Here is a 26,423-nt window from a genome sequence, read left to right on the forward strand (position 1 = left end):
AAAGCGTCACGGGACAATTGATAAAATTCACTGCCGCTGCGCCGCTATTGAATGGCGCGGCACCGCTGCCAGCGCAATTGAATTGTGCTTGAACCGCGACACTATTCTGATAGTATGCGCCGACTTTTTAAACAGCCTGGAACCATACCGGTTCCTGCACCAATGACGATACCGTGCCCGGCAAAAGATCGAGTGGCGGTTTCGAAAAGAGGCAATCATGAAAGCAGATATCCATCCTAACTACACCGACATCTCCGCTACCTGCTCCTGCGGCAATGTTGTAAAAACCCGCTCCACCCTGGGTAAAGACCTGCAAATCGACGTTTGCTCCCAGTGCCACCCCTTCTACACTGGCAAGCAGAAGCAGGCTACCACTGGTGGTCGTGTTGACCGCTTCAAGAAGCGTTTCGGCAGCCGTATCGGCAAATAATCCGAGCGTTTCGCTCGAGTGGGCGGCCTCGCGGCAGCTCACTCCAAAAAGGCACCTCCCACAGCGGCGGTGCCTTTTTTGTATGTACTTGTGAGGCGCAGTGCCCAATCGCAGCAGGCCTCTGTAGGCCGATGTAAAATCGACTTGAATCGCTTAAGCTTCCCACCAATAGCGACATATTCATCTTTAAAAAACATAAAAAATCGGAAATACATCCCAAAAAACGTCGATTTACACGACGGACATAGGATTCTTTACCATATATTGCGGGCCTTCCCGCTTGTAGCGTCAAGCTTCTCTCGGTTATTCTCTGATCCCCGCAGTAACCGGCATAACACTTAGGTGTTGCCCACAGTATTCGAGAGAAAAGCCCCCAAATGACGGATTCATTGCGCCAGGCAGCGCTCGATTACCACGCGCTCCCCAGTCCCGGCAAACTTTCAGTAGAACTGACGACCCCTGCCGAAACCCAGGAAGACCTGTCCCTGGCTTACAGCCCCGGCGTCGCCGAGCCGGTGCGAGAAATCGCCAAGGACCCGGAAGCGGCCTATCGCTATACCGGCAAGGGCAATCTGGTGGCAGTCATTTCCAATGGCAGCGCCATTCTCGGCCTCGGCAACCTGGGCCCGCTGGCCTCGAAGCCGGTAATGGAAGGCAAGTCACTGCTGTTTAAGCGCTTTGCCGATATCAACTCGGTAGATATCGAAGTGGATGCCAACAGCCCGGAACAGTTTATTCAGACCGTGGCCTCTATCGCTAACACCTTCGGCGGTATCAACCTCGAAGATATTAAAGCGCCCGAATGCTTCCATATCGAAGAGGCCCTGATCGAGCGCTGCCCAGTACCCATTTTTCACGACGACCAGCACGGCACCGCTATTGTGACCGTTGCCGGTATGCTCAACGCGCTGGAAATCCAGGGCAAGAAAATCAGCGATGTGCGCATGGTGTGCCTGGGCGCAGGTGCCGCCGCCACCGCCTGCTGCAAGCTGCTGCTGGCCGCCGGCGCGCGCAAAGAACAGATCACCATGCTCGACAGTCGCGGGGTTATCCACTCGGGCCGAACGGATATCAACGCCTACAAAGGCGAGTGGGCGCGGGATACCGATATGCGCACCCTCGACGATGCCATTGCCGGTGCGGACGTATTCCTCGGAGTGTCCGGCCCGGACCTGCTCTCCGCCGAGCAGTTGCAGCGCATGGCCCCCAAGCCGGTGGTCTTCGCCTGCTCCAACCCCAACCCGGAGATCAAACCGGAGCTGGCTCACAGCGTGCGCGACGACCTGATTATGGCCACCGGTCGCTCCGACTACCCGAACCAGGTTAACAACGTGCTCTGCTTCCCATTTATTTTCCGGGGCGCCCTGGATGTGCGTGCGGCGCGTATCAATGAAGAGATGAAACTGGCCGCGATCGAGGCGATCCGCAAAATCGCCCACCTGCCGGTGCCGGATTCAGTGCGCCAGGGTTACGGCGGTATCGAATTCAGCTTCGGGCCCAACTATATCCTGCCCAAGCCCACCGACCCGCGCCTGCTGCCGGAAGTCGCTTCAGCGGTAGCCCGCGCCGCCGTAGACAGCGGCTGTGCACGCCTGCCCTACCCGGAAAACTACCCCCTAGAAACCCTTTAGCGGGCACATTTTTTCTCACTTAACCCGTTAGGGCGGGCATTTACCGCTTTCGCCCTAACGGAATTCTTGAGCCACAAAGCCCCCGTCGCTAAACTGCCTTTCTGTCACAGCATCAAAGTTGCCCAACATAATGAGTCATGTGTACGTGCTGACCAATCAGCACCAGCAGTTCCTGAGCAAAAGCGGCGAATGGACCGATGGCCGCGAACCGAACAAACTGTTTCGCAGCGAGCACAAAGATGTCGCGATCAACCAGATGTTCGAGGCCAATACTCGCGATGTGAATCTGCGCATTGAACTGCTGTCGTGCGAACTCAATCCCAAGGGACACCCCCAGATCCCCGTGGAAGCTCTCGCCCCGCTTTCAGCGCAAGAGGGCGATACTGAAATTGCCCCCTCAACCCCCGAAGAGCTGCCGGAACAGTCAAACCCGGAGCTGGAGCCCCAGCCGGCACCTGAGGTAGCGCCACAGCCAGCGCCGGAGGTTGCCCCGGAACAAGCGCCCGCTGAAACGCCCGCACAGCCCGACGAAAACAAATCGGAATCCGCCGCCTGAGCGCCTGACCATTCAGCACCGGCAGCGAGAGTCGCCCCAAATGACAGCGATGAAACAGCGTTCCGGTAGTACCAAGGAGATTCGAGTGCCTATTGCCCACCTGGCCGCACTGTCGCAAGCCAAACCCACCCAACTGCTCAAAGGTATCCTTCGCGGGGTCGAAAAGGAGAGCCTGCGGGTCGCCCCCGATGGCACCCTTGCGCAAACCCCGCATACAACGGCGCTGGGCTCGGCACTGACACACGAGAGTATCACCACCGACTTCTCCGAAGCCCTGCTGGAATTTATTACGCCTCCGGTAGCCACCCCGGAAGAGGCCCTACAGGTCTTGGATCGCATCCACCGCTACACCTACAATCAAATCGGTGATGAGCGCCTGTGGGTTAACAGCATGCCCTGTGCGATTGGCGAAGATAAAGATATTCCCGTCGCCCGCTACGGCAGCTCCCACAGCGGTACCATGAAGACCATTTACCGCCTGGGTCTGGGACTGCGCTACGGCCGCGCCATGCAGACCATTGCCGGTATCCACTACAACTTTTCGCTGCCGGAGGAATTCTGGCTGTGGCTGCATGAAATCGAAGGCAGCAGCGAGGATTTAAAGAGCTTTAAAACCCGGCGCTACTTCGACCTGATTCGCAACTTCCGCCGCAATTACTGGCTGCTGATTTACCTGTTTGGCGCCGCGCCAGCGGTGTGTGCCTCTTTTATTGAGGGGCGCGAGCACAAGCTGCAACCCTTTAACGGCGACGGTCACACACTGCACGTGCCCCACGCCACTTCCCTGCGTATGGGTGATCTGGGCTACAACAGCAACGTGCAGCAGTCACTGGTGGTTTGCTACAACGACCTGCGCAGCTATTTATCCACGCTCTGTTCGGCGATCAGCAGCGCTTACGGCCCCTACCAGGAAATGGGGGTTAAAAATGAAGGCGGCGACTACCAGCAGTTGTCCACCGGCATACTGCAAATAGAGAACGAGTTTTACTCGCCCATCCGCCCCAAGAACCCGGCCAAGCGCGGCGAAACGGCACTGTCCGCCCTGGACAATCGCGGCGTCGAGTATGTCGAGGTGCGCTGTCTCGACCTGAACCCCTTCGCGCCCCTGGGCATCGACGCCCAGCAGATGCGTTTTATCGATAGCTTCCTGCTGCACTGCCTGCTCACCGACAGTCCCAAAACCAGTGATACCGATTACCGCAGCACCCAGGAGAACCAACAGCGTATCGTCTACCGGGGCCACGAGCCGGAACTGACACTGCTGGACAACGGCGTCGAGCGCAAACTGAGCGACTGGGCCACTCAGCTACTGGAAGAGGTCGACTCGGTGGCAGAGTTGCTGGATAACGCCTGGGGCGGCTCGGAGTACCGCAGCGCTGTGGGCGTACAGAAAGCCAAGGTGAAGGGGGATATCCTCACGCCGGCACAGCAGATACTGGCGGAGATGCGCGAGCAAGAGATTACCTTTTCCCAGTGGGCCATGGATAAAGCCGAACAGCACCGCCACTACTTCCTCGATCGCCCCCTGGATAGCGAGTCACTACAGAACTTCCAGCACCAGGCGGAGATTTCACTGCTCAGGCAGAAAGAAATCGAAGCACAGGACAGCGGTACCTTTGAGGCCTTCCTGAGTCGCTACTACGCCCAATACAACTGCTGTCAGGACTAGCGGCTGAGACCTTGCCGCGCAAAGAACCCTGCAAGCGAGGTTTATGAACTATCTGGCACACCTGCTACTGTCCGGGCCCCATCCGCGCTGGCGCCTGGGCGGGCTGCTGGGAGACTTTGTCAAAGGCCCCCTGGACGACAGTTGGCCGGCGGATATTGAGCGCGGTATCCGCCTGCACCGCCGCATCGATGCGATCACTGATGCCCATCCCGCCTACCGGGAGGCCCTGGCACAGCTGGATTCCCAGTGGCGCCGCTACGCCGGCATTGCCCTGGATATTTGGTTCGACCACCTACTGGCACAGAACTGGCCGCAGTGGCACCCCGAGCCCCTGGATGATTTCTGCCGGACCTGTTGGAGAGACTTTCACTCCGACAGCCGGTATATTCCGCCTCGCGCAAAGGCATTTATTGAGCGCGCCGAGCAAATTAAACTGCTGCAAAGTTACCGCGAGGAGCGGGTAATCGAGCTGACCCTGGAGCGGGTCGGGCAGCGCCTGCGCCGCCCGGTAGCGCTACAGGAACTGCTGCCCGAGCTTATTGCCGGGCGGAACACACTGGAAAGCAATTTCAATAAACTATTAACCGACTTGAATCTCGAAGCGAACCGCTTTCGACAGCACTATTCAGGACCCGCATAATCATGACCTTACCCAACCCGCGCATCACTTTTCTGTTGGTCTTCCTAATGGTGGCCTTTCTACTCGGCTCCGCCTTTTATCTCGAGTATGTGCAGGGCCTGGAGCCCTGCAAACTGTGTATTACCCAGCGGGTAATGCTGTTGGGCGTGGGCGTGGTTTCGCTGATCGCATTCCTGCACAACCCCGCCACCATTGGCCGGCGGGTATACGGCCTGCTGGTATCCCTGTGGGCAATGGGCGGTCTCTACTTTGCCGGTCGCCAGCTGTGGTTACAGAGCCTGCCGGAAGACCAGGTACCGGCCTGCGGCCCAAGCGTCAGCTATATGATTGAAGTGTTCCCCATGGCCGATGTGCTCAAGGCGCTGCTGAGCGGCGATGGCAACTGTGCCGAAGTACAGTGGACCATGATGGGCCTGAGCATCCCCGGCTGGGCCGCTATCGGTTTTGCCGGCCTGATCCTGTTCGGCGGCTGGCAAGCTTTTCGCAAGGCCTAACGACCTGCGGCGGCGCTAGCGCCGCCATTCCCTCCATGTCAAAAAATCAGCTACACAAAATACTTCACTGGCTGGGCGGGGCTGCCACGCTGGTGGCCTGTGGCTGGCTGGGCAATCTCACCAGCGCAAGCCTGTCACTGCCCGTGCCGGGATCCGTCGTGGGGATGCTTTTTTTACTGGTTATCCTGCTGATCAATGGCGGCGTACCCGCAGGCCTGTCCCAGGTCAGCTCGCAGCTGCTCTATCTGCTGCCCCTGCTGCTACTGCCGGCGGCAGTCGGAGTATTTTTTTTTCAGGGCCTGTCCCTCTCCAACTGGCTCGCGCTAATCGCCGCTATTGTGATCGGCACGCTGGTCAGTATGGCGATCTGCGCCTGGTTGCTGCAGGCAATACTGCTGCGCTCGGGAAGCAACAGCGATGAGTGAATTCCTGGCCAGCCCGGCCTTTGTATTGCCCTTGAGCTCTATAGCTTTTGTCATCGGCGTCGCGCTTTACCGCCGCTGTAATACCGCACTGCTGCACCCCATCATCAGCGCCAGTATTCTGGTCGCCATTGCCTTGAGCATTTTACAGATCCCCTACCGGGATTATCAGGACTCCAGTGCGCTGTTGTACGGCCTGCTCGGGCCGGCGGTTGTCGCCCTCGCCGTCCCCCTCAAGCAAAACCTGGTGGTTATCCGCAGGGCCGGCTGGCCGCTGCTGGTGGCGATTGTTGTCGGTGCAATTCTGGCTCCGCTGATTGCGGTGCTTATTGCCCTACTCCTGGGAGCGGGGCAAGCGGTATTGCTAGCGCTCAGCGGCAAGTCCATTACCACCCCCATCGCACTGGCCCTGGCCGACAAAATCCAGGCGTCACTCAGTCTCACCGCCGCGATTGTGGTATTAACCGGAGTCGTGGGTGCCATTGCCGGCCCCCCGCTGCTGCACCGCCTCAAGATTCGGGACGAGCGCATTATTGGTATTGTTTTGGGTATTAATGCCCACGCGGTGGGGACGGCGCGGGCACTGGAAATCAGTGCGTTGTGTGGCGCCTGTGCCGCATTGGCGATGGGCACCTGCGGTGCCCTCACCGCACTGGTATTACCGCTGATTATCAGTGGATAAAACACCCCCCATTTACCCCGCGACAGATCGCTGCGGATATCATGGTATTCTGGCGTAGATCGCGCTCTGCGCCTTGCCGTCGGCGGGGGAATCTCCTATCTTCTTAGGACCTTCGAAATCAACAAAAAAGCTGGCTATAACGGCAACAGTAACTAAAGGATTTGGAGATGTTGGAAAATTGTAAATCTGCGCGCGAGCGCTGGGGTGGCGTCAGTGAAATCATTGACCGTTGGCTACAGTCCCGACAAATCCTCCTGGTAAGTTACTACCACCTATCGGAAAAAAAAGCCTTCAACGAGGGAGATACCGAGACCGAAAACGGGGTGCGCCACCTCTGCCAATTGTTAGTCGACTATGTCTCTGCGGGACACTTTGAAGTGTACGAACAACTGATACTGGAAGGCCAGGCCTTTGACGATAAGCAGGGCCTGCAACAGGCGCGCACACTCTATCGGGAAATTGATGCGACAACGGATGTCGCTGTCGACTTCAATGACAAATATCAGGAAACCGACGATTTATCCAGCCTGAATCCGGACCTATCACAGCTGGGCGAAGCCCTGGAAACCCGCTTTAGCTCCGAGGACCGGATGATTGCACTTCTGCACACCGCACATAAAAACCAGCTGGCTTAAACGGGCAGCGCTTGGGGAGCAACCGCCAGCACAGGTTTTCGCCAGCGGTTTTAGCAAAATAAAAAAGGCGCCCGCAGGGCGCCTTTTTTCAGCCAAAGCGCTAATTTGAATTACTCGGTTTTAGCGGCTTCTTTTTTCTCTTCTTTCTTCTCGGAACCAGCTTCGCCGCCAACATTGGCCTTGTGCAGTTCCACTTCAAAAATCAGGGTCGCATTGGGGCCAATTTTACCGCCAGCGCCACCCGGGCCGTAAGCGAGCTCAGAGGGGATGTACAGCTCCCACTTGGAACCCTCTTTCATCAGTTGTAACGCTTCGGTCCAACCTTTGATAACACCATTAACCGGGAATTGAACCGGCTCGCCACGATCGTAGGAACTATCAAAGGTTTCACCGTTAATCAGGGTGCCTTTGTAGTCCACTTCAACGGTGCTGTTCTCGCTGGGCTTGCTGCCGGAACCCTCAGTAATCACTTTGTACTGAAGGCCGGAGTCAGTGGTAACAACGCCGTCTTTCTTGGCGTTCTCTTCGAGGAAAGCTTTGCCTTCTTGCAGGTTTTTATCAGCAGTTTCTTTGAACTCTTTCTCCTGCTGGGCCAGCATTTCCTGCTGCTTCTTCTGCATTTGCTCCTGGAAAGCGGCGATAGTTTGCTGCTTCTCTTCCTCAGACAAACGCGACTCATTGCCACTGGAAACATCTTTAAGAGCCATCAACACCACTTGAGGATCTAGCTTTACATCCTGAGACTCAAGGCGCTTAGCCATATCTTCGGCAATGATGTAGCTAACCTTCTTTTCCTGGGTATCCAGAGAAACTTCTTTTTCCTGCTTAGATCCCTGTTCGTTACAGCCGGTCAGCGCCAGGCCAAGGGCTATTGCTGCAGCCAAAGGGTATTTATTCATGGGTGTTGTCTCTTTGTCCGTATTGCGTTGAATGATTCGCGCTTGACCCTGGGTCAACGCCTGCGGCGGCTGTTCCAGTAATCCTGATTCCGGCCTTAGCCACCAGGCGCACCTTTTCCGCCAGTCCGCCCAAGTCTAACCCAAGGCGACTGCAAGTGCATACCGGTGACGCGCACACTGTGCAGGACACCACATTCCCCTCTAAGGTTCCACATGGCGGCGAGAAAAAATATCAAGCCGACACGCTTTTCACAGCTCGCGGCATACATTTTTTTTAAAAACAGCGCTATTATCGACCCGTCGCCGGTTGTTGTTCCGGACTGTTTGAGGTGCTTTTCAGTTTGGGGCAATTTACAGTGTTCAGGTCCCCGATTTAAATATGTCCATTGCATATCGATCTGATCGGTACACTGTCCGGATGTTCCAATCGATAATAAACGTCAGGACATTTACTCATGGCCGCCAAAAAAATAGCTGTCAATTCAGTCGCAGAACTGGAAGCTCAAATTTCCAAGCTAACCGTCAAGCTGGATAAAGCCCGCAACAAGAAAGTTACCGATGCCGGCAAGAGTGTTTTAAAAGCCGGAAAAGCACTGACTTCCGCAAAGGAAAAATTAGCTAAGGCTAAAACCAAACTGGCGGACGCTAGAACTGCAGCCAAGACACGAAAGACAGCTGCAACACAAAAACGGGTAGAAACCGCCAAGGGCAATGTAGAGAAACTGAACGAAGCACTCCAGCAGGCCAAGGCTTTACACCGCGAAGCAAAAGGTGCCGAGTCCCTGGCCAAAGCCGAGCTGAGAGCGGCCGCCACTGTGCGCAAGGCCGGCGAGAAAGCGGAAAAACTCCTAGGCAAGCCCAAAGCCCGCAAAGCAGCCACCACTAAAAAAGCAGCGGCTCCAAAGGCAAGCAGCACAAAGGCGCGCGCTAAGGCCGCTAGCACCACGGCGGAGAAACCCAGCAAAAAGCCAGCGGCAAAAAAAACTGCTGAAAAGAAAGCCAGCAGTAAAAAAGCCGAAACCGCTACAGCGAGCAAAGCGGTAAAGAAAACCGCCGCAAAGAAAGCCCCGCTAAAGAAAGCGTCTGCCGCAGAACAGAAAGCGCCGGCGAAAAAAGCTCCAGCCAAAGCCGCTGTAGTCAAGGCGCCGGCAGAGAGTAAGCCCACGGCTGAAGTCGAGCCCGCAGCCGCAATCGTAAAGCCAGAGGCAGAGATGCCGAAGGTAGAAGTTGCCAGCGCGCCCGAAGCCGTCGAGTTGCCCAAGGACGATGCGGCAGCCCCCGTTCAGAGCGAGCCACAAAAGCCGCTGGAAACACCGCGCCCTACCGCAACAATCACGCCCAGCACTCCGGCCAACAGCCTGTTTTCCTCGGAACAGCCTAGCGGCGAGTAATCTCTAGCCGTGGAGCGGAGTATCCGACCTCCGCTACCGCGCTGCTGTGCGAATTTCACCTATTGAACGCCGCGCTTTCACCACTGTACCGCCGGCGACCCGAGGCAAGCGCTGCGAGTTCAAGAACCGCTGGCTATGCCCTAGTGGCCAGCCCGCTATGAGCCAGGTAGCTTTCGATCAGGCCCGCCCAGCGCGCCTGGTCTTTTTGCGGCAAGCCATATTGCCGCGCGGCAAGCTCCAGTGCGGAGCAATCCCCCGAGCAGTCCTGCACATCCATTTTCCACAGCGCGGCCAGCTGCAACTGCTCCAGTTTTAACTCATAGCGCTGACACAGTGCATAGACACTCTGAGTATGGGGGCGCAGGCGTCCCAGCCAGCGGCGCAGGCCCCGCACACTGCTGATAATTCGCCGGCGTGGAGCGACTCCACGATCTGCGACTCTCCAACCCTCTTCACTCACTGCCCTACCGCAAACGGCGGTGTAACTCGCCCACAGCATCAGGCAAACATCGGCACCATTGTTATCCTGGCATTCGAGTAAGAATTGCTCAACGCCCCTAAACCCATAGAAGTCCAGGCTGAACTGCCAGAGGGGGTTTTCCTTGGAGGAATATGGAGGTGAAGTATTTGTCACGTTAGAATCCCGACCCTTTGTTGATCGGCATAGTACCCCAAAGCCCTATAGCCCCCGGGTCTGTCGAATAGCCTAGCATTTATCGGCCTGTTCATATGAGGTTTTTCCAGTGATCAATTTACAAGGGGTTTCCCTGCACCGAGGTGAGCGCGACTTACTGGACAGCGCAGATTGCAGAATTTTCCCCGGCCACAAAGTGGGAATTATCGGCGCTAACGGCTGTGGTAAGTCAACGCTGTTCAAGCTGTTGCTGGGTCAACTGGAGAGCGATGCTGGGCGGGTGGATCTGCCCAGTACCTGGCGTATCTCCCATATGGCCCAGGAAGTCGAGGCCAGCGAGCAGTCGGCCCTGGACTACGTATTGGACGGCGATCAAGAGCTGCGCCTGTTGCAAAAACAGCTGGCACAGGCCGAGGCCTGCGGTGATACCGACGGCCACAAACTGGCAGAGCTGCACGAGCGCATGGCCAGTATCGATGGCTACAGTGGCCCGGCGCGCGCCGCGCAACTTCTCGATGGGCTGGGCTTTTCCCATGCAGAACAGCAGCGGCCTGTGCGCAGCTTCTCCGGCGGCTGGCGTATTCGCCTCAACCTGGGCCGCGCCCTGATGTGCCCCGCAGATCTTATGCTGTTGGACGAGCCCACCAACCACTTGGACCTGGATGCCACCCTGTGGCTGGAACAGTGGCTGCAGCGCTTCCCCGGGACCCTGCTGATTATTTCCCACGACCGCGACTTTCTCGATGCGGTGGTCGACGGTATTGTCAGCTTTGAACAGCAAAAACTGGTCTTGTACAGCGGCAACTACAGCGCCTTCGAACGCGCCCGCGCCGAGCGCCTGGCCCAGCAGCAAATACAGTTTGAAAAACAGCAGGCCGAGCGCGCACATATGGAAGATTTTGTGCGGCGCTTTCGCGCCAAGGCGAGCAAGGCCAAACAGGCGCAGAGCCGCCTGAAAGCCCTGGACCGAATGGCGCTTATCGCACCGGCCCACGTGGACTCGCCGTTTCACTTTACCCTGCCATCCTCGGAGAAAACCTCCAACCCGCTAATCGACCTGCGCGAGGCGGATATCGGCTACGCCGACAAGGTGGTCGTGAAGAATGTCCAGCTGGGCATTCAGCCGGGCCGCCGTATCGGCTTGCTCGGCCCCAACGGGGCCGGCAAATCCTCCCTGATCAAAACCCTGGCCGGTACACTGGCCCCCCTCAGCGGTGAGCGCCAATGCGGCGAGCATCTGGCCATCGGCTATTTCGCCCAGCACCAGCTGGAGGCACTGGACAGTAACGGCTCGCCATTGCTGCACTTGCAAAGACTGAGTCCCGATGCCTCGGAGCAATCACTGCGGGATTTTCTCGGCGGCTACGGCTTTCTCGGCGATCGGGTTTTTGAAACGGTCGGTGGCTTCTCCGGCGGTGAAAAGGCCCGCCTGGCCCTGGCGCTGTTGGCCTGGCAAAAACCCAACCTGTTGCTGCTCGACGAACCGACCAACCACCTGGATTTGGAAATGCGCCACGCCCTCACCCTGGCCCTGGCAGAGTTTCCCGGTGCCGTCATCTTGGTTTCCCACGATCGCCACCTGCTGGCCAACACTGCCGATGAGTTTATTCTGGTGGCCGATGGCCGCGCCGAGCCCTACAGCGGCGACCTGGATGACTACAAGCAGTGGCTGCTCGGTTTTAACCGCGACAAGAAACGCAGCGAGGAGAAAGCGCCCAGTGCCGCCAGCGGCGACGAAAAAACGCCGGAGGACAAGAAGGCGCAAAGGCGCGCAGCTGCGGCATTGCGCGAGCAGTTAAAACCTCTGACCAACAAGCTCAAGAATATCGAGCGGCAGATGTCCGCTGCCGAACAGGCCCTGGAAGCACTACAGGAACAGCTTGCCGATGAATCCCTGTATAGCGGCGGTCAACAGGAGGAGATCGCGCGGCTCAACCGGGAGCAGTCGGAGCAGCGGGAACTGATGGAAGCGCTGGAAATGGAGTGGCTGGAGATCTCTGAAAAACTGGAGGAGATTCGCGGCGAGTAATTTTGCCTGGTACTAGCCGCCAGATACGCGCGGGGCAACGGAATTTATCTGCCCCGCGCTTTATTTAACCTCTAGCGAATACAGCCGTACTCATCCACCGCAATCCCAATCGGTGTATTCGGGCATTGATCCAGGTAACTGGGAACACCATCGAAGTCCATATCCATTGGGCAACCATTCAATTGCACATCGATTCCCACCGGTGTTTGCGGGCATTGATCAGTGGCATCGGTAACTCCATCGGCATCCTGGTCATACCAAAAATCTGGATATTCGAGCCACTGGTAGCCAACCGCCAAACTGGCAAAGCCGTCCACCCCGCCCTCTTCAACCCCCTGAAAAAGTCGGATATCCGCTCGGGCCTGCCAGCGGGGCCCCAGGTGGTATTTAATCCCGCCGCCAAAATTCACCATGGTTTGCCTGTCGTACCAATCGCAGTGATGGGGGGGCGGCGGGTGCGGAGCGCCATTGAGGCGGTTCTCGGGAATATAGAATTTCTTACGGCAATCGCCGGGATAGGGATATGTGTCGTACTCTGGGCCACCGGTGTAGCGGTGGCGCCGGTCGTAATTGATGCGTATTTCACCCAGGCCCAGTGCCACATAGGGCTGCCAACAAAAATTGCCGCAAAACTGTCCGCCAAATTGATAAAGCAAATCCAGGTGGTAGTTATACACATCCACCTTTTCCGGGGTGTCAGTAATATTCACTACAAAATAATCGACGGCGCCTTCCATCGCCCAGTGATTCGTCAGGTTATAGCCAAACCCCACACCGACGCCTGAGGAGTCCCGCATTTCGAAACCGCGAAACGGGGTGCCGTTTAAACGGTCACTATCAAACCAGTGCTTACCGCCATTAACATAGAGGTTTAAAGTTCCAACAAAATCAGCACGGGCTTCAGCAACGGTAAAGAGTAAGATAAATGACAGGCTATAGAGAGTTGAGAGCAGAGCGTCACGCCTTCTCATTAGAAACACCGAGATTCCTTTCTTGATCACCCCCCTAAATTATTATTAACATCAACATCTATTAATAAAAATAATTAAATTATGTTTTCGTGATTCTTCCTGAATCCCGCGCTTATTCAAAATAAAATCCGAAGATCAAAACACCACTAGAAGCATAGCCTGCTAGTGGCGAAAAACAGCAATAAAGACAGGAGAGATAACCCGTGCTGTCCCCGAGTATTGATAGCTATGTGAGGAACTTGGTTCAACCTCAAAATATACAAACGACTTGCTATGTCCCCAGAAGCATCCGTGAGTATGCACTAGATTTTCAAAATAATTCTAATAGCAAGAGTAAGTGGTATCACAAGCGCAGTGATGATGGCCTAACCAGAATCGATCAATTGGTCAGCCAAGCGGCACAAATCCACACAAACGATTATGGAAGGATTACCCGCGTCGCCAAAGTATTAGTAGAAAATCTTTATATCTGGCTTACAGGATTTGATCCTTCCACGCCTACCAAACTAATTGATAGCGATGGAATTGCACGTCGAAAAGATGCAATTTTAGCTTTATTGGGAGGAGCTTACTGCTGGTACCGCCAGGCCAGTGAGGCTTTCGGCTCTGAGCGAAGGGCAATATCCAATATTGAATCCCATACGGATGTCCCTTTCTCACTATTTAAGGAGCCTCTGAACAACTCCGTAATACCTCTGCGGGTCTTGAAGGCTACAGATGTTAGGCGCAGCTCGCCGCGAATGGCCCCTAGTCCTTTGCAAGAGCTGCAACGCAGCAGCTGTGGCCTTCAAGGCCCGCCCTTCGGGGCTTGCAGAGCGATTCACACTCCGCGTTGCGACTTCTTGAAAGGTCTAGACATTCCCGCGAAGCCGCGCCTTGATTGCGAACCGCTCTGTAAGCCAGAGGCATCACGGAGTTGTTCAGAGGCTCCTTAATTACCGATTCAGCCGCAGTGGTTTTAACTTACATTCAGTGACCACGCTGCTGTACCGTGGCGATACCCGCCCACCACAGAAGTTGTGGCAAGCCGGGGGATTCTTTCCCTGGATGAATCAAAATGGCCGCTTTGATCCGCACCTGGGTAGCGGAGCATCTAACCAGGTCATCTCAACCACTACCGACGCAAATATTGTTGCGCGCTTTGCCTGGCACAATAAGACCTACTGCCCTACGCGGTATTACTATGTGCACGGAACCGATGATGGTGATTTAGCCACTACCGGTTTTATCTATGAGCTCGATAAACGAAATCATCAGTGCGTAGAGGTTTCCACTGTCACCCAGGGACGTGAAGTTGCCTTTATGGCTATTCCCAACCAGTTTATTCGCCGCTTTCGTATGCGTTATTTTGCCGGCACCCAGAATAATGTTGAACTGTCGGATTGGATGTCTTATGACAATAACACCATCCGCAACCTGAATGTGGTTGAGGACAAGCGCCGATGGGAAGCGGCCAAGAAAAATTGGAATGAGTTTTTCTAACGATAGCGGTGGACTATAGAGCCGGACTATAGAGGTGAACTATTGTTTGCCACTGGTGCATGTTAGCACCGGTGGCAAATCTCAATCGGCAGTGCGAATTATTCGCCTTTGCGCTCTTCAGCGGTTGGCGTATCCACTTCAGGAGTAGCCAGCGGCAGTGCTTCACCTGGCAGCCTGCGGTATACCAGGTCCCAAACACCGTGCCCCAATCTCTGCCCGCGACGCTCAAATTTGGTCTCCGGGCGCCACTCCGGCCGAGGCACATAATCGCCATCGGCGGCGGTATTTTCTAGCAGGGTCTCCCCCTGTAAAACTTCCAGCATATGCTCGGCATAGTTTTCCCAGTCTGTCGCCATATGCATCAGGCCACCGGTTTTTAGCTTGCTGCAAATCAGGCGAACAAATTCCGGCTGCACGATCCGGCGCTTGTGGTGCTTCTTCTTGTGCCAGGGGTCAGGGAAATACAACTGGAAGCGATCCAAACTGCTATCGGCAATACAATCATTTAAAACATCGATCGCATCGGCCATATAGACACGCAGGTTGTTAATACCGGCCTTGCCGGCACTGTTAATCAAGCGCCCCACCCCCGGCGGGTGTACTTCAATACCGATAAAGTCCCTGTCCGGTTCGGCTTCAGCCATGGCCAGCAGGGAATCCCCCATACCGAAGCCAATCTCCAGCGCCAATGGCGCTTCGCGGCCAAAGACCTGCTGGCGCTCCAGTGGCCCATCGAAAAGGGAGAGCCCGTACTGCCCCCAGTAATTATCAAAAGCCTTGCGCTGCCCCTCTGTCATTCGCCCGGCGCGAATCACATAGCTGCGGATAGATTTTTTCTTAAATTCGGTGCGGTAGGGAAAATCTTCCGCAGATTCGTCTTGCATTATTCGCGACCTCTTATGCGAAACGGTTGGTATTTTGGTGTTCCTGTCTGGCCCGGCAGCCCCTGTGCAAGCCCAGCCAAAATGACTATTTGGAGAAATTCACTGCGGCAACAAACAGCGCTATCCAGCCGGCAATCATTAGACTTCCCCCCACAGGGGTGATCGGTCCGAGCCAGCGAGGCCCCCCCAGTGCCAGGGCATAGAGGCTGCCGGAGAAAAAGATAATACCGAAAGTAAAAAAAGCGCCGCTCAGGGTCAGTGATAAACGATTTCCCCAGCTTTGTACCAGCAGTACCACAGCGAATAGCGCCAGGGTGTGGATCATCTGGTACTGGACTCCGGTTTTATAGGCCTCTAGCAGGTTCTCCGCCACCTTGCCGCGCAGACCGTGTGCGCCAAAGGCCCCCAAAGCAACGCCGCTAGCGCCGAACAGTGCACACAGCAGCAGATAGAATTTTGCCATTACCTTCCCCTATTGTTTTCCCCGGTTGCGGTGCGCATAGCAGTAACAAGCGGGACAAAAAAAACCGCGCTGCTGCGCGGTTTTTTACCGGTGTGCCTGTATGCCGATTTAGGCTTCCATAGCAGCACGCACTTTTTTCATAGCGTTTTTTTCCAGCTGGCGAATACGCTCGGCGGAAACGCCGTACTTGTCGGCCAGCTCGTGCAGTGTGGATTTCTCCTCGCTGAGCCAGCGGGCCTGAATAATATCGCGGCTGCGATCATCCAGCTGAGCCATGGCACTGGCCAGGCTGGTCAGGTTGGTTTCCTGCCAGTTGTCCCGCTCAAGCTGGGCGGCCGGATCAAAACTGCGGTCTTCCAGGTAGTGAGCCGGCGCCTGCCAGGCGGTATCGTCATCGTCGTCGACACCGGCGTCAAAAGCGGCGTCGTGCGCCGCCAGGCGGCCCTCCATCTCATGGACCTGAGTGACATCTACATTTAGATCTTTGGCGACAGCCTTGGCCTCGGCATTGGTGAGCCAGGCGAGTTTCTTCTTCTGTCCGCGCAGATTGAAGAACAGTTTGCGCTGCGCCTTAGTGGTGGCGATTTTAACAATACGCCAGTTGCGCAGGATAAATTCGTGGATTTCGGCCTTGATCCAGTGGACGGCAAAGGATACCAGGCGCACCCCTTTCTCAGGATTGAAGCGCTTGACCGCTTTCATCAGGCCGACATTGCCTTCCTGGATCAGGTCCGCTTCATTGAGCCCGTAGCCGGAATAGGATTTGGCGATATGCACAACAAAACGCAGGTGTGACATAACCAGCTGGCGTGCAGCATCGAGATTTTCACGGTAATAGAGGTCTTCTGCCAGGTGCTTTTCCTGTTCCGCAGTCAGCACCTCAAAGCCGCTGACGGTCTGGATATAAGCCCCCAGGTTGGCACCCGGAGACAGTGTATGCACTGGCTGTAGACTGGTTCCCATTCAGGTCTCTCCTGTCATTATTAGTCGGCCGGTCCTATCGACCGCTGTCGGCGAATACTGTATCCGGCGACAAGCTGGACTCAGTGTAGCACTTGCGCAGGCAGATAAGAAAGCCCGCCAATCGCTGCCGTATTCCGTTGTATTTCGCGGGATTAGAGGGGCTTTTTACGCCTCCAGTTCCCCCGGCCTGAGCACTTTGCCCCTCTTATTTAGACCAGCCGGTCAATGAGGTTCTATCTCGCGGGTGTGCCGGGCCACGGCAAACCAGGCCCCGAAGAGCCCCAGCAGGGCGGCGCCGAGGGTTAATTGCACAAAGTAGCGTATCCCAGGCCCCGCCAATTCGAAGCTGCTGCCATAACTCGACGACAAGCTCTCGACCGGTCCAGACAATATAGCCACACCCCCAACCAGCAGCAGCCACGCCAACAGACCACCGGATAAGCCGTAGCAGATACCACTATAGAGGAAGGGTCGCCGCACAAAGGCATTCGTCGCACCGACCAGTTTAACCACCAGGATCTCCTCCCGACGGCTCTCGATATGCAGTCGTATGGTATTGATCACCACCAGTACCACCCCCAGCGCCAGCAGCAGGGCCAGACCGGCGGAGAGGCGCTGCCCCAGCTCGGTAATCTGCGCGAGACGCTGAACCCAGGCGAGATCCAAAACCACAGAATCCGTCAGCGCCTGGGCTCTCAGGTTTTCCACCAGGGTCTGCAACTTATCCCCGTCCTTCGTATCCCTTGGCCGCAGCAGCAATACCGAGGGCAGCGGGTTGGCATTGAGGCCAACCAGCACATCTCCCAATCCCGAGGCCTGTTCAAACTCAGCCAGGGCCTCTTCCGGGGAGACATAAGTCACCTCCGCGATAGCGGGGTCACTGCGCAGTTTATCCGCCAGGGCATTGATCGCCGCCTGCCTGGCATCCCGGTGCAAGAACACAGAGATTTGCGGCTGCCCATCCCAACCGGCCACCGCGCGCTGGAAATTTATCAATCCCAATTGCAGTGCCGCCGGTAGAGCCAGGGCAATGGCAATCACCAGGGCCGTCATCGCACTGGCCATGGGGGCGGCAAAAAATCGACTCACCGAATCGGCCGCCATCTCCCGGTGATGCCCCAGCCAGCTATTCCATCGATCCCCCAGCCCGGTGTGCGCGACAACGGCGCCGGTACTGCGCACGCGCTTGTCGGCGGCGGGATTCCCCTGGCGCTGCGCCTTAGCTTGGGTGTACTTCACGGCTCGGGACTCCATCGTAGATCAATTGGCCGGCCTCTAGGGTCAATACCCGTCGGCGCATCCGTGCAATCAGCTCCAAATCGTGGCTCGCCACCAACACGGTCACTCCCACCGCGTTAAAGTCGGCGAACAGCTGCATAATTTCCTGGGACAGTGTGGGGTCCAGGTTGCCGGTGGGCTCGTCGGCCACCAGTATCGCGGGCTTGTTGACCACCGCGCGGGCAATCCCCACCCGCTGCTGTTCACCGCCGGACAGCACAATAGGGTTGTGGTTTTCCTTGTGCAGTAAACCGACCTTATCCAGCGCCGCGCGCACCCGGCGCCCCACCTCGCGCTTGTTGCAACCAGCAACAGACAAGGGCAGGGCAATATTGTCAAAAACGCTGCGATCGAATAGCAGCTGGTGATTTTGGAAGACAATACCCAGGTTGCGGCGGTAATAGGGCACCTGGCTATTGCGCAGTCGATTGAGGTTCTGGCCGGCCACGAGGATGCTGCCTTTCGTGGGGCGCTCAATCGCAGTTAGCAGTCGCAATAAGGTACTTTTACCCGCCCCAGAGTGGCCGGTAAGGAACACCATATCGCCACGGGGGATTTCCAGGCTAACTCGCACCAGGGCGTCCTGCCCCGATGCGTAACGCTTGTTCACATTATCGAAAGTGATCACGGCTTCTGTGGTTCTTGTTATTTTCCGGACGAATGATCAGGCCTTATCGCGGCCAAACAGGGCGGAGACAAACTCGCGGGCGCGGAACGGCTGTAGATCTTCCGCCTGCTCACCCACGCCGATAAAGCGCACCGGGATACCGAAGCGGCGGGCCAGGGCAAAGATGACCCCACCTTTGGCGGTGCCATCCAGTTTGGTCAGTACCAGGCCCGTAACGCCGGCTGCCTCGCGGAATTGAGAGGCCTGGTTAATCGCATTTTGGCCCGTGCCGGCATCCAGTACCAACAGCACCTCGTGGGGTGCACTGGGGTCCAGTTTGCCCATCACCCGGCGCACCTTGGACAGCTCCTCCATCAGGTTGGATTTGGTATGCAGGCGCCCGGCGGTATCGGCAATCACCACATCGACGCCGCGCGCCTGGGCAGACTGCACCGCATCAAAAATCACAGATGCACTGTCGGCGCCGGTATGCTGTGCGACAACCGGGACATCGTGGCGTTGCCCCCACACCTGTAGCTGTTCAACCGCTGCAGCGCGGAATGTATCACCGGCAGCCAACATTACCGACTTGCCCTCGCCGAGGAAACGGTGGGCCAACTTGCCGATCGTCGTGGTTTTGCCCACACCGTTTACGCCCACTACCAGAATGACGTAGGGCTTTTTGCTGATATCGATTTCCAGGGGAGCGTCAACGCTATCGAGCAAGTCGGCCAGTTCCTGCTGCAACGCTTTGTAAAGTGCATCGCCATCGGCCAGCTCCCGCCGGGATACGCGCTCGGTCAGGCGCTCAACGATCTCACTGGTGGCTTCAACCCCCACATCTGCCATCAGCAGCTGAGTCTCAAGTTCTTCCAGCAGATCTTCATCGATCTCCTTGGCGCCGAGGAACAGATTGCCCATCCCCTCGACAAACTGGTTGCTGGTGCGACTGAGACCGCGGCGAATACGCGCAAAGAAGCCCTCTTTCTTTTTCGCTTCCGGCTTCGGCTGCTCTTTGGCGCGGGGTTTTGGCGCGGGCTGGGGCTGCACCGGGGCGGGCTCTGCGGCGACCGGCGCCGCACCGGCGGCATTGCTGTGCGGTGCCCAGCTGGCATTTTCCCCTGCGGGCTCAGGGGGCGGGGTTTCAGCAGAGGGGGCCTGAGCCTCTCCCTTATCCGCTGAAGACTCCTCCTCTACTGCTGAGGGCTTTGTCTCTATCGCCGAGGGTTTTTCCTCTACTGCTGAGAGCTTCTCCTCTGCCGCTGAGGGGCTTTCCTCTACCGCTGAAGGGCTTTCCTCTACCGCTGAGGGCTCTGGGCGCTCGGCCGATGATTCCTCCTCGGGCGCAGCTGTGACCTCCGCCGGGGATTGCTGGGGCTCACTTTGTTCGGGCTTGCGCTTCTTCTTTTTGCGCAGGAAGTCAAAAATCATTCGTATGTCCGGATGTACCGCTTGCAGAAAGACGCTAATCTTAGCACCGCTAAGCCCCCAGTAGAGAGTTACCTTGGCCAGAAATTCATCACAAAAGCAGAGCCCACAAAACCTTTCACAGTTACGCATCATTGGCGGACAGTGGCGCGGGCGCAAATTACAGTTTGCCCCAGTGGAGGGATTGAGGCCTACCGGCGATCGATTGCGGGAGGTCCTGTTTAACTGGCTACAGTTTTACCTGCCCGATGCCCGCTGCCTGGACCTGTTTGCCGGTTCCGGGGCCCTGGGCCTGGAAGCCCTGTCCCGGGGCGCGGCCTCGGTGGATTTTGTCGAGCTGAATAGCCGCGCCGCCCGAACCCTGACAGAGCAATTGAAACTGTTAAACGCCCGGAGAGCCAGGGTCCACAACTGTAGCGCGGAAGCGTTCCTGGAAAACCGTGGGAACCAATACGACCTGGTATTTATCGACCCCCCTTTCGCCGGCAATCTCTGGCAGGCAACTCTGGGCGCCCTATCCGAGCACCTCTCCCCAGACGCTTTAGTCTATGTGGAAACGCCGCGAGACACGGCAATCGCGGGCCTACCCGGCTGGGAGCTACAAAAAGAAAAGCGCGCCGGGCAGGTGTGTATGCGCTTGTTTCACCGTTCCACGCCTCCAATTAGGAACGAATAAGCAGATTCGGTTTTGACCTTAGCCGTAAATTGTTTACCATTCGCATCCCATTCGACCCGCATTTAAGCTCTGGCGTATGAAAAAAGTCGTCTATCCCGGAACCTTCGATCCCATCACCAATGGCCACTTGGACTTGGTGGAGCGCGCATGTCGCCTGTTTGACCACGTTATCGTGGCTGTGGCTGCCAGCACGCGCAAGAACCCCCTGTTCACCCTAGAGGAGCGGGTTGATCTATCCCAGCAGGTTCTCGGTCACTTGCCCAATGTTGAAGTTATCGGATTCGATATACTCCTCGCCGATCTGGTGCGCCAGGTAGATGCCTACGGCGTACTGCGCGGCCTGCGCGCGGTATCCGACTTTGAATACGAGTTCCAGCTGGCCAATATGAACCGCCAGTTGGCACCCAATATGGAAAGCCTGTTCCTGACACCGGCAGAACACTTGTCCTATATCTCCTCCTCTCTGGTGCGCGAAATTGCCTCCCTCAACGGCGATGTGACTAAGTTTGTTCCGACCGCCGTACAGAGCGCCCTGCAAGAGAAATTTCGTTAAGCCGGAATCGGACTCTTTCTGATACACTCCAGCGGATTTATCCACAATCTGCGGAGTGTTACGTGCGCCATCTTCTCTTCGCCTTTGCGCTGATTCTGAGTCCTGTTTTCGCCTTTGCCGATGAGCCGCAACCGGAGTTCGATACCGGTCGCACTGCGGTCAAATCCTCAACGGCCAACTTCTATATGGCAGTCACTGCCAACCCCCACGCCAGCCGGGCCGCCGAGCAGATACTCGCCCGGGGCGGCAGCGCTGTGGACGCGGCCATTGCCGCACAGATGGTGCTGGGACTGGTAGAGCCGCAGTCATCCGGCATTGGCGGCGGGGCATTTATGCTCAGCTATGACGCCACCGCAGAAAAGCTCAAATACTACGACGGGCGCGAGACAGCGCCGTTCCAGGTTGACGAAAACTACTTTATCCGCGACGACAAGCCGCGCTCATTTATTGAGGCGGTGATCGGCGGCTATTCCGTAGGGGTTCCCGGTGTTGTGCGCATGCTGGAAATGGCCCACAAGCGCGATGGTAAACTGCCCTGGGCACAGCTATTCCAGCCGGCAATCCAGCTGGCCAAATCCGGCTTTCCCATATCGCCGCGCCTCCACCAGCTGTTGCTGCGTATGCCAAAAGTGGCCGCGCGCCCGGAAATTGCCCGCTATTTCTTCAACCGTGATGGCAAGCCCCTGCCGGTGGGTCACAACTTGAAGAACCCGGCCTATGCGGAAACCCTGGAAGCCATTGCCCAGGGCGGCGCCGATGCCTTCTATCACGGTGATATTGCCCGGGCGATCGTCAAGGCCGTGCGCCACGACAGCGCCAACCCCGGCCTTCTCAGCCTCGCAGATATGGCTGACTACCGCGCCAAAGAGCGCCAGCCCCTGTGTTCGGAGTTCCTCGAGTATCGCGTGTGCGGTGCCGATGCCCCATCGTCCGGCGGCACCACCGTCGGTGGCATCCTGGGCATGTTGCAGCAGTTCCCTCTGCAACGCCTGGAGCCCGGCAGCGACCTGCTCACCCATTTGTTTATTGAGGCTTCGGAGCTGGCCTTTGCCGATCGCAACACCTACTCCGCTGATGCCGACTTTGTCCGCGTGCCCAGCAAGCCACTGGTTTCCAGAGACTACTTGGCCCGTCGCGCACAGTTGATCGACCCGGATTCCGCCACGGCGGCAATTCCCGGCAACCCGGCAGAACTCGGGGTCAAGCGGGTGATGGCGCAATCGCCGGAGCTGCCCAACACCAGCCATTTAGTGATTGTCGACCGCTACGGCAATGGTGTCAGTATGACCACCAGTATTGAAACAGGCTTCGGCTCGCGCCTGATGGTGAAGGGCTTCCTGCTCAATAATCAGCTCACCGATTTTTCATTTACTCCGCAAAACAGCAGCGGGGAGCGGGTCGCCAACCGCATTGAACCGGGGAAACGGCCGCGCTCCTCCATGTCCCCTACCATCGTTTTCAACAAAGACGGCAGTATGCGCCTTCTGGTGGGCTCCCCCGGGGGTTCTCGTATTATCGACTACACCGCGCGCACAATTCTCTACCATCTGGGCTTAAATATGCCCATTGCCGAGGCGATTGCTGCGGGAAATATTGGCGCTATTGGCAGTAAAGTTGAGTTGGAACCTGGCTTTTTCAGCCCCGAGACCATCGAGAAGCTTGAGGCTCGCGGCCACGAGATTGTCGAGCGCAGCCTCAACAGTGGTATTCACGCAATTGCCCTGCAAAATAATAAATTGTATGGCGGCGCCGACACCCGCCGCGAGGGCAGCGCCCAGGGGCGTTAACACCAATCAACCCGGGGGACTCCCCCCGGGCTTCCCCTATAAATCAGCCCCTCTTCCCTACAGTAAGCCTGCATCACCCGCCCCCAAGGCTACAACCAGTGATAGCCAAATGACCCGCTGGTGCAGGGACCCAAACCGCACTCGATAAGGGCACCAAGCAGATTTATCAATACTGCGACAGAGAATAACAGGGCAATACACTTTTCGCTCAAAGAGAGTTCCCTGCGGCTAAAGCTTCGCCGCTTTAAGCCGAGCATCAGGGCAATACCGCAGTAGATCAACAGAGCAAAGAAAGCCAGCGCAGACCAGGTGTATAAGTGCAGGCCAAATAGCGGGCTGCCAAACCCTGGGGCGGCGGGCATAATATGTAGCAGTATCTGCCTGACAGCGGCGCCCAGACCGGCGAGCGCCGAGAGAACCACGACGCCGTAGTGCTCGGCTCGAACCCCGAAGCGCAGGTTCAGCATCAACCCCACGCCAGCCATGGCAAAAGCAACTCGCTGCAAAAGGCAGAGGGGACAGGGTTGCTGGTGCAATACCCACTCTATAGTGAGCGCGCTCCAGAGGATTATGGTCACCGCCGACAGCGCCAGGCTGTCCAACCTTCTCACCATCAACACCGTTCAGTCCCTAAAAAGACAGCGGGAGTTCCCGCGTCATATGATAGCTACACCAGGCGATATAGATCAGCAGGGTCGACAGCCACCAGCCCATGGCAGGGCGGCGGCGCCCCTTCCAAACAGCCCAGATCGATAGGGCAATCGTAAGAAAAGGCAGCATCATGACCACGGGAGCGCTCCTGATCGACAACAGGGTAGTATCAGTATTGCCCGGAGCGACTCAAAAAGTATGGTTTAACGCTGGCAACTGGAGCAGAAAAAGGTGTTTCTCTGCCCCAGTACCATATCGCGAACCGCTCGGCCGCAAGTGGGGCAGGGCTCGCCCGCACGGCCATAGACGTTGAGCTGCTGGGCGAAATAACCGGGCTTGCCATCGCCGCCGATAAAATCCCGCAAGGTAGTGCCGCCCTGGGCGATCGCCTGGCTCAGCACCCGCTTTATGGATTCCGCCAGGCGCTGATAGCGGGCTTTAGATATAGAACCGGCCTGCCGGTCGGGGCGAATGCCCGCCAGAAATAGGGATTCACTGGCGTAAATATTCCCCACTCCCACAACGATGCGGCCATCCATAATAAAGGTTTTGACCGACTGCTTGCGCTTGCGCGAGGACTCGAACAAATAGTCACCGCTAAACTCTGCCGAGAGGGGCTCGGGGCCCAGATGGCTAAGCAGGTCGTGGGCCAGTGGGTCCGCCACCGTCCACAACAGGGCGCCAAAGCGGCGCGGGTCGCGGTAGCGCAATATGAGACCGCTATCCAGACGCCAGTCGATATGATCGTGCTTTTCCGGCGCCAGTGCGGCCTCAACCATACGCAGACTGCCGGACATCCCCAGGTGCCAGATAGCACAGCCTTTGTCGGTATGCACCAGCAGGTACTTGGCCCGACGCTCCAGCTTCAGTATGCGGGCATTGCGAATACGGCGGGCAAAGTCTGCCTCCACGGGCCAGCGCAGCTGATGCTGGCGCACCTCAGCGGAGCGGATTTTATGCCCCTCCAGGTGGGGCTGTAGACCTCTGAGGGTGGTCTCTACTTCCGGAAGCTCTGGCATCGTCTGCAATAACCCTGTGTAAAGCGGCAGTTCAATTTCCGCTACGCACAAAAAAGCCCGGTAAAAACCGGGCTTTTTTGTACACTAGCGGTCGGCAATTACTTAATTTTGCCTTCCTTGTACATTACATGCTTGCGTACAACGGGATCGTACTTTTTGATCTCCATTTTCTCAGGCATGTTGCGCTTGTTTTTGGTAGTGGTGTAGAAGTGACCAGTACCGGCGCTGGAATTCAGACGAATCTTCTCACGCATTGCTCTATCTCCAATCTATTAGCTGGGCTACAGCCGTTACACTTTTTCGCCGCGGGCGCGCAGCTCAGTCAGAACAGCGTCGATACCTTTCTTATCGATAACGCGCATGCCTTTCGCGGAAACGCGCAGCTTCACAAAACGCTTCTCGGATTCAACCCAGAAGCGGTGGCTGTGCAGGTTCGGCACAAAGCGACGCTTGGTGCGGTTCTTAGCGTGGGATACATTGTTTCCGGTGACCGGACGCTTACCGGTTACCTGACATACCTTGGACATCTGTTGGCCTCTTCAAAACGCTTGTGCCCGCATGGCGCCAATCCTGAAGAGGAAAAGGTAGTGCGGGAACATAAAAATCGGGATTCTAATCCGGTTCCTGGATGGCGGCGGAACCTGTGCAGAATCTGGCCCGGCCGCAAAGAGCGGCGTTTTATACCAAAAGAGCCCGTAGGGAGCAAGTTTTGTACAACATTTCAACGCCGAGAACGACGCCTTTACATCAGACCCCGCTCCGCAAAGGATAGCGCCTTGCCCTCGCCGACGATCAAATGGTCCAGAACCTTGATGTCCACCAACTCCAGCGCCTGGGTCAGGCGCTCGGTAATCCAGATATCCGCCTGACTGGGCTCACTGACCCCAGACGGGTGGTTGTGCGCCAAAATAACCGCCGCCGCCCCCTTCAGCAGCGCCTGCTGTACCACCTCGCGCGGATAGACATTCGCTGCATTCAGTGTCCCCTCAAACAGCTCTTCAAATGCGATCACCCGGTGTTGGCTGTCCAGATAGAGACAGCAGAACACCTCCCTGCGCCGATGTCTGAGCTGGATGGCCAGGTAATCCCTGACTGCTGCGGGACTGCACAGGGCACTGCCGTGCTCCAGGGTTTCCGCCAGGTGCCGCTTGGCCATTTCCAGGGCCGCCTGCAACTGGGCAAACTTGGCATCGCCGAGCCCCCGGGCGCGGCAAAAGTCCTCGCGCCCGGCCTCCAGTAGGCGGCGCAAGCCGCCAAAGTCGTTGAGAAGCCCCCTGGCCAGATCCACCGCCGAAAGGCCGGGCAGCCCCACGCGCAGAAAAATGGCCAGAAGTTCCGCATCCGACAGGGACTCAGCCCCTCGCTGCAACAGTTTTTCCCGAGGCCTCTCGCCTGCGGGCCAATCCTTTATTTTCATAGACAACCCAGTTGGTCAGTAACTTATCCGTCGCACCCCTACTGAATATCTTTTCCATATTGCATCGGCGAAACACTGCCGCCGCCTTATAAGAAGCGACACAGAAATGCTAATCTTACCGGCTCGCACCCA

General features: G+C 56.9%; 30 protein-coding genes. 15 read left to right on the top strand and 15 right to left on the bottom strand.

The features are described 5' to 3' along the window. Positions 1–217 precede the first annotated feature (217 nt). From rpmE to rsd, 9 genes are all read left to right on the top strand, one after another. The gene (gene rpmE, locus ACJJIF_RS14340; protein ID WP_108734996.1) at positions 218–430 is read left to right on the top strand and encodes a 50S ribosomal protein L31; all 213 of its coding nucleotides are present in this window, start codon (positions 218–220) and stop codon (positions 428–430) included. 377 nt (positions 431–807) lie between these two features. Further along, entirely contained in the window at positions 808–2,061 is a 1,254-nt protein-coding gene (locus ACJJIF_RS14345) for a malic enzyme-like NAD(P)-binding protein (protein WP_444929020.1), read from the top strand. A gap of 130 nt (positions 2,062–2,191) precedes the next feature. After that, on the top strand, positions 2,192–2,617 hold the full coding sequence (locus ACJJIF_RS14350; RefSeq protein WP_444929021.1) for a hypothetical protein: 426 nt from the start codon (positions 2,192–2,194) through the stop codon (positions 2,615–2,617). Between the two features lie 49 nt (positions 2,618–2,666). Next, positions 2,667–4,286, top strand: coding sequence for a glutamate--cysteine ligase (gene gshA, locus ACJJIF_RS14355; RefSeq protein ID WP_444932356.1), 1,620 nt, complete (start codon positions 2,667–2,669; stop codon positions 4,284–4,286). Positions 4,287–4,329: 43 nt separating this feature from the next. After that, positions 4,330–4,926 (top strand): acyl carrier protein phosphodiesterase, encoded by a 597-nt coding sequence (locus tag ACJJIF_RS14360; protein ID WP_444929022.1) that lies wholly within the window; start codon positions 4,330–4,332, stop codon positions 4,924–4,926. A 2-nt stretch (positions 4,927–4,928) separates the two neighbouring features. Next, entirely contained in the window at positions 4,929–5,420 is a 492-nt protein-coding gene (locus tag ACJJIF_RS14365; protein ID WP_444929023.1) for a disulfide bond formation protein B, read from the top strand. 35 nt (positions 5,421–5,455) lie between these two features. Further along, positions 5,456–5,845 (top strand): CidA/LrgA family protein, encoded by a 390-nt coding sequence (locus ACJJIF_RS14370; protein WP_444929024.1) that lies wholly within the window; start codon positions 5,456–5,458, stop codon positions 5,843–5,845. Then, positions 5,838–6,524, top strand: coding sequence for an LrgB family protein (locus tag ACJJIF_RS14375; RefSeq protein ID WP_444929025.1), 687 nt, complete (start codon positions 5,838–5,840; stop codon positions 6,522–6,524). The genes ACJJIF_RS14370 and ACJJIF_RS14375 overlap by 8 nt, the downstream gene beginning before the upstream one ends. Positions 6,525–6,691: 167 nt before the next feature. Continuing rightward, positions 6,692–7,159 (top strand): sigma D regulator, encoded by a 468-nt coding sequence (gene rsd, locus ACJJIF_RS14380; protein WP_444929026.1) that lies wholly within the window; start codon positions 6,692–6,694, stop codon positions 7,157–7,159. Positions 7,160–7,269: 110 nt separating this feature from the next. Here the strand turns inward: rsd and bamJ are convergent, their stop codons facing one another. Further along, the gene (gene bamJ / locus ACJJIF_RS14385; RefSeq protein ID WP_444929027.1) at positions 7,270–8,058 is read right to left on the bottom strand and encodes an FKBP-type peptidyl-prolyl cis-trans isomerase; all 789 of its coding nucleotides are present in this window, start codon (positions 8,056–8,058) and stop codon (positions 7,270–7,272) included. 455 nt (positions 8,059–8,513) lie between these two features. Between bamJ and ACJJIF_RS14390 the strand changes: the two genes are divergently transcribed. Beyond that, on the top strand, positions 8,514–9,449 hold the full coding sequence (locus tag ACJJIF_RS14390) for a histidine kinase (protein ID WP_444929028.1): 936 nt from the start codon (positions 8,514–8,516) through the stop codon (positions 9,447–9,449). A gap of 133 nt (positions 9,450–9,582) precedes the next feature. Here ACJJIF_RS14390 and ACJJIF_RS14395 read toward each other — a convergent pair whose 3' ends face one another. Then, entirely contained in the window at positions 9,583–10,083 is a 501-nt protein-coding gene (locus tag ACJJIF_RS14395) for a TIGR02444 family protein (protein WP_444929029.1), read from the bottom strand. Positions 10,084–10,192: 109 nt separating this feature from the next. Between ACJJIF_RS14395 and ACJJIF_RS14400 the strand changes: the two genes are divergently transcribed. Continuing rightward, positions 10,193–12,112: an ATP-binding cassette domain-containing protein gene (locus tag ACJJIF_RS14400; protein WP_444929030.1), complete on the top strand. Its 1,920-nt coding sequence runs from the start codon at positions 10,193–10,195 to the stop codon at positions 12,110–12,112. 71 nt (positions 12,113–12,183) lie between these two features. On the opposite strand, the gene ACJJIF_RS14405 is transcribed toward ACJJIF_RS14400, so the two are convergent. Further along, complete coding sequence (locus tag ACJJIF_RS14405; RefSeq protein WP_444929031.1) at positions 12,184–13,083, bottom strand: outer membrane beta-barrel protein; 900 nt, start codon at positions 13,081–13,083, stop codon at positions 12,184–12,186. Between the two features lie 972 nt (positions 13,084–14,055). Between ACJJIF_RS14405 and ACJJIF_RS14410 the strand changes: the two genes are divergently transcribed. Next, positions 14,056–14,565 (top strand): hypothetical protein, encoded by a 510-nt coding sequence (locus ACJJIF_RS14410; protein WP_444929032.1) that lies wholly within the window; start codon positions 14,056–14,058, stop codon positions 14,563–14,565. Between the two features lie 98 nt (positions 14,566–14,663). On the opposite strand, the gene trmB is transcribed toward ACJJIF_RS14410, so the two are convergent. The 6 genes from trmB to ftsY form a co-directional block, all read right to left on the bottom strand. Then, positions 14,664–15,449, bottom strand: a complete 786-nt coding sequence (gene trmB / locus ACJJIF_RS14415; RefSeq protein WP_444929033.1) for a tRNA (guanosine(46)-N7)-methyltransferase TrmB — start codon at positions 15,447–15,449, stop codon at positions 14,664–14,666. A gap of 85 nt (positions 15,450–15,534) precedes the next feature. Beyond that, complete coding sequence (locus ACJJIF_RS14420; RefSeq protein ID WP_444929034.1) at positions 15,535–15,912, bottom strand: DUF423 domain-containing protein; 378 nt, start codon at positions 15,910–15,912, stop codon at positions 15,535–15,537. 108 nt (positions 15,913–16,020) lie between these two features. Next, on the bottom strand, positions 16,021–16,875 hold the full coding sequence (gene rpoH / locus ACJJIF_RS14425) for an RNA polymerase sigma factor RpoH (RefSeq protein WP_444929035.1): 855 nt from the start codon (positions 16,873–16,875) through the stop codon (positions 16,021–16,023). Positions 16,876–17,097: 222 nt separating this feature from the next. After that, the gene (gene ftsX / locus ACJJIF_RS14430; protein ID WP_444929036.1) at positions 17,098–18,114 is read right to left on the bottom strand and encodes a permease-like cell division protein FtsX; all 1,017 of its coding nucleotides are present in this window, start codon (positions 18,112–18,114) and stop codon (positions 17,098–17,100) included. Further along, positions 18,095–18,781: a cell division ATP-binding protein FtsE gene (gene ftsE / locus ACJJIF_RS14435; protein WP_444929037.1), complete on the bottom strand. Its 687-nt coding sequence runs from the start codon at positions 18,779–18,781 to the stop codon at positions 18,095–18,097. Before ftsE ends, ftsX begins: the two co-directional genes overlap by 20 nt. 36 nt (positions 18,782–18,817) lie before the next feature. After that, positions 18,818–19,978, bottom strand: a complete 1,161-nt coding sequence (ftsY, locus tag ACJJIF_RS14440) for a signal recognition particle-docking protein FtsY (protein ID WP_444932357.1) — start codon at positions 19,976–19,978, stop codon at positions 18,818–18,820. A gap of 286 nt (positions 19,979–20,264) precedes the next feature. On the opposite strand from ftsY, the gene rsmD reads away from it, so the two are divergent. The 3 genes from rsmD (at position 20,265) to ggt (ending at position 23,204) form a co-directional block, all read left to right on the top strand. After that, positions 20,265–20,864: a 16S rRNA (guanine(966)-N(2))-methyltransferase RsmD gene (rsmD, locus tag ACJJIF_RS14445; protein ID WP_444929038.1), complete on the top strand. Its 600-nt coding sequence runs from the start codon at positions 20,265–20,267 to the stop codon at positions 20,862–20,864. Between the two features lie 76 nt (positions 20,865–20,940). Further along, positions 20,941–21,417, top strand: coding sequence for a pantetheine-phosphate adenylyltransferase (gene coaD, locus ACJJIF_RS14450; RefSeq protein ID WP_444929039.1), 477 nt, complete (start codon positions 20,941–20,943; stop codon positions 21,415–21,417). A 62-nt stretch (positions 21,418–21,479) separates the two neighbouring features. Continuing rightward, entirely contained in the window at positions 21,480–23,204 is a 1,725-nt protein-coding gene (ggt, locus tag ACJJIF_RS14455; RefSeq protein WP_444929040.1) for a gamma-glutamyltransferase, read from the top strand. Between the two features lie 89 nt (positions 23,205–23,293). On the opposite strand, the gene ACJJIF_RS14460 is transcribed toward ggt, so the two are convergent. The 6 genes from ACJJIF_RS14460 to radC all read right to left on the bottom strand — a co-directional run bounded on the left by ACJJIF_RS14460 (position 23,294) and on the right by radC (position 26,291). Beyond that, positions 23,294–23,818 carry a disulfide bond formation protein B gene (locus tag ACJJIF_RS14460; RefSeq protein ID WP_444929041.1) on the bottom strand — a complete coding sequence of 175 codons (525 nt, stop codon included), beginning with the start codon at positions 23,816–23,818 and terminating at the stop codon, positions 23,294–23,296. Between the two features lie 16 nt (positions 23,819–23,834). Beyond that, positions 23,835–23,987: a DUF5993 family protein gene (locus ACJJIF_RS14465; protein ID WP_444932358.1), complete on the bottom strand. Its 153-nt coding sequence runs from the start codon at positions 23,985–23,987 to the stop codon at positions 23,835–23,837. 71 nt (positions 23,988–24,058) lie between these two features. Next, entirely contained in the window at positions 24,059–24,874 is an 816-nt protein-coding gene (gene mutM, locus ACJJIF_RS14470; RefSeq protein WP_444929042.1) for a bifunctional DNA-formamidopyrimidine glycosylase/DNA-(apurinic or apyrimidinic site) lyase, read from the bottom strand. Between the two features lie 98 nt (positions 24,875–24,972). Beyond that, positions 24,973–25,128: a 50S ribosomal protein L33 gene (rpmG, locus tag ACJJIF_RS14475; protein WP_020413983.1), complete on the bottom strand. Its 156-nt coding sequence runs from the start codon at positions 25,126–25,128 to the stop codon at positions 24,973–24,975. Positions 25,129–25,164: 36 nt separating this feature from the next. Then, the gene (rpmB, locus tag ACJJIF_RS14480; protein ID WP_020413982.1) at positions 25,165–25,401 is read right to left on the bottom strand and encodes a 50S ribosomal protein L28; all 237 of its coding nucleotides are present in this window, start codon (positions 25,399–25,401) and stop codon (positions 25,165–25,167) included. Between the two features lie 215 nt (positions 25,402–25,616). After that, positions 25,617–26,291, bottom strand: a complete 675-nt coding sequence (radC, locus tag ACJJIF_RS14485) for a RadC family protein (RefSeq protein ID WP_444929043.1) — start codon at positions 26,289–26,291, stop codon at positions 25,617–25,619. Positions 26,292–26,423: the final 132 nt, after the last annotated feature.

The organism is Microbulbifer regidiadema (SeqCode) (assembly GCF_052467605.1).

Excerpts from the sequence above, each read along its gene's own strand:
- rpmE (WP_108734996.1), top strand. The coding sequence starts at position 218 with ATGAAAGCAGATATCCATCCTAACTACACCGACATCTCCGCTACCTGC.
- ACJJIF_RS14345 (WP_444929020.1), top strand. The coding sequence starts at position 808 with ATGACGGATTCATTGCGCCAGGCAGCGCTCGATTACCACGCGCTCCCC.
- ACJJIF_RS14350 (WP_444929021.1), top strand. The coding sequence starts at position 2,192 with ATGAGTCATGTGTACGTGCTGACCAATCAGCACCAGCAGTTCCTGAGC.
- gshA (WP_444932356.1), top strand. The coding sequence starts at position 2,667 with ATGAAACAGCGTTCCGGTAGTACCAAGGAGATTCGAGTGCCTATTGCC.
- ACJJIF_RS14360 (WP_444929022.1), top strand. The coding sequence starts at position 4,330 with ATGAACTATCTGGCACACCTGCTACTGTCCGGGCCCCATCCGCGCTGG.
- ACJJIF_RS14365 (WP_444929023.1), top strand. The coding sequence starts at position 4,929 with ATGACCTTACCCAACCCGCGCATCACTTTTCTGTTGGTCTTCCTAATG.
- ACJJIF_RS14370 (WP_444929024.1), top strand. The coding sequence starts at position 5,456 with ATGTCAAAAAATCAGCTACACAAAATACTTCACTGGCTGGGCGGGGCT.
- ACJJIF_RS14375 (WP_444929025.1), top strand. The coding sequence starts at position 5,838 with ATGAGTGAATTCCTGGCCAGCCCGGCCTTTGTATTGCCCTTGAGCTCT.
- rsd (WP_444929026.1), top strand. The coding sequence starts at position 6,692 with ATGTTGGAAAATTGTAAATCTGCGCGCGAGCGCTGGGGTGGCGTCAGT.
- bamJ (WP_444929027.1), bottom strand. The coding sequence starts at position 8,058 with ATGAATAAATACCCTTTGGCTGCAGCAATAGCCCTTGGCCTGGCGCTG.
- ACJJIF_RS14390 (WP_444929028.1), top strand. The coding sequence starts at position 8,514 with ATGGCCGCCAAAAAAATAGCTGTCAATTCAGTCGCAGAACTGGAAGCT.
- ACJJIF_RS14405 (WP_444929031.1), bottom strand. The coding sequence starts at position 13,083 with ATGAGAAGGCGTGACGCTCTGCTCTCAACTCTCTATAGCCTGTCATTT.
- trmB (WP_444929033.1), bottom strand. The coding sequence starts at position 15,449 with ATGCAAGACGAATCTGCGGAAGATTTTCCCTACCGCACCGAATTTAAG.
- ACJJIF_RS14420 (WP_444929034.1), bottom strand. The coding sequence starts at position 15,912 with ATGGCAAAATTCTATCTGCTGCTGTGTGCACTGTTCGGCGCTAGCGGC.
- rpoH (WP_444929035.1), bottom strand. The coding sequence starts at position 16,875 with ATGGGAACCAGTCTACAGCCAGTGCATACACTGTCTCCGGGTGCCAAC.
- coaD (WP_444929039.1), top strand. The coding sequence starts at position 20,941 with ATGAAAAAAGTCGTCTATCCCGGAACCTTCGATCCCATCACCAATGGC.
- ACJJIF_RS14460 (WP_444929041.1), bottom strand. The coding sequence starts at position 23,818 with ATGGTGAGAAGGTTGGACAGCCTGGCGCTGTCGGCGGTGACCATAATC.
- ACJJIF_RS14465 (WP_444932358.1), bottom strand. The coding sequence starts at position 23,987 with ATGATGCTGCCTTTTCTTACGATTGCCCTATCGATCTGGGCTGTTTGG.
- mutM (WP_444929042.1), bottom strand. The coding sequence starts at position 24,874 with ATGCCAGAGCTTCCGGAAGTAGAGACCACCCTCAGAGGTCTACAGCCC.
- rpmG (WP_020413983.1), bottom strand. The coding sequence starts at position 25,128 with ATGCGTGAGAAGATTCGTCTGAATTCCAGCGCCGGTACTGGTCACTTC.
- rpmB (WP_020413982.1), bottom strand. The coding sequence starts at position 25,401 with ATGTCCAAGGTATGTCAGGTAACCGGTAAGCGTCCGGTCACCGGAAAC.
- radC (WP_444929043.1), bottom strand. The coding sequence starts at position 26,291 with ATGAAAATAAAGGATTGGCCCGCAGGCGAGAGGCCTCGGGAAAAACTG.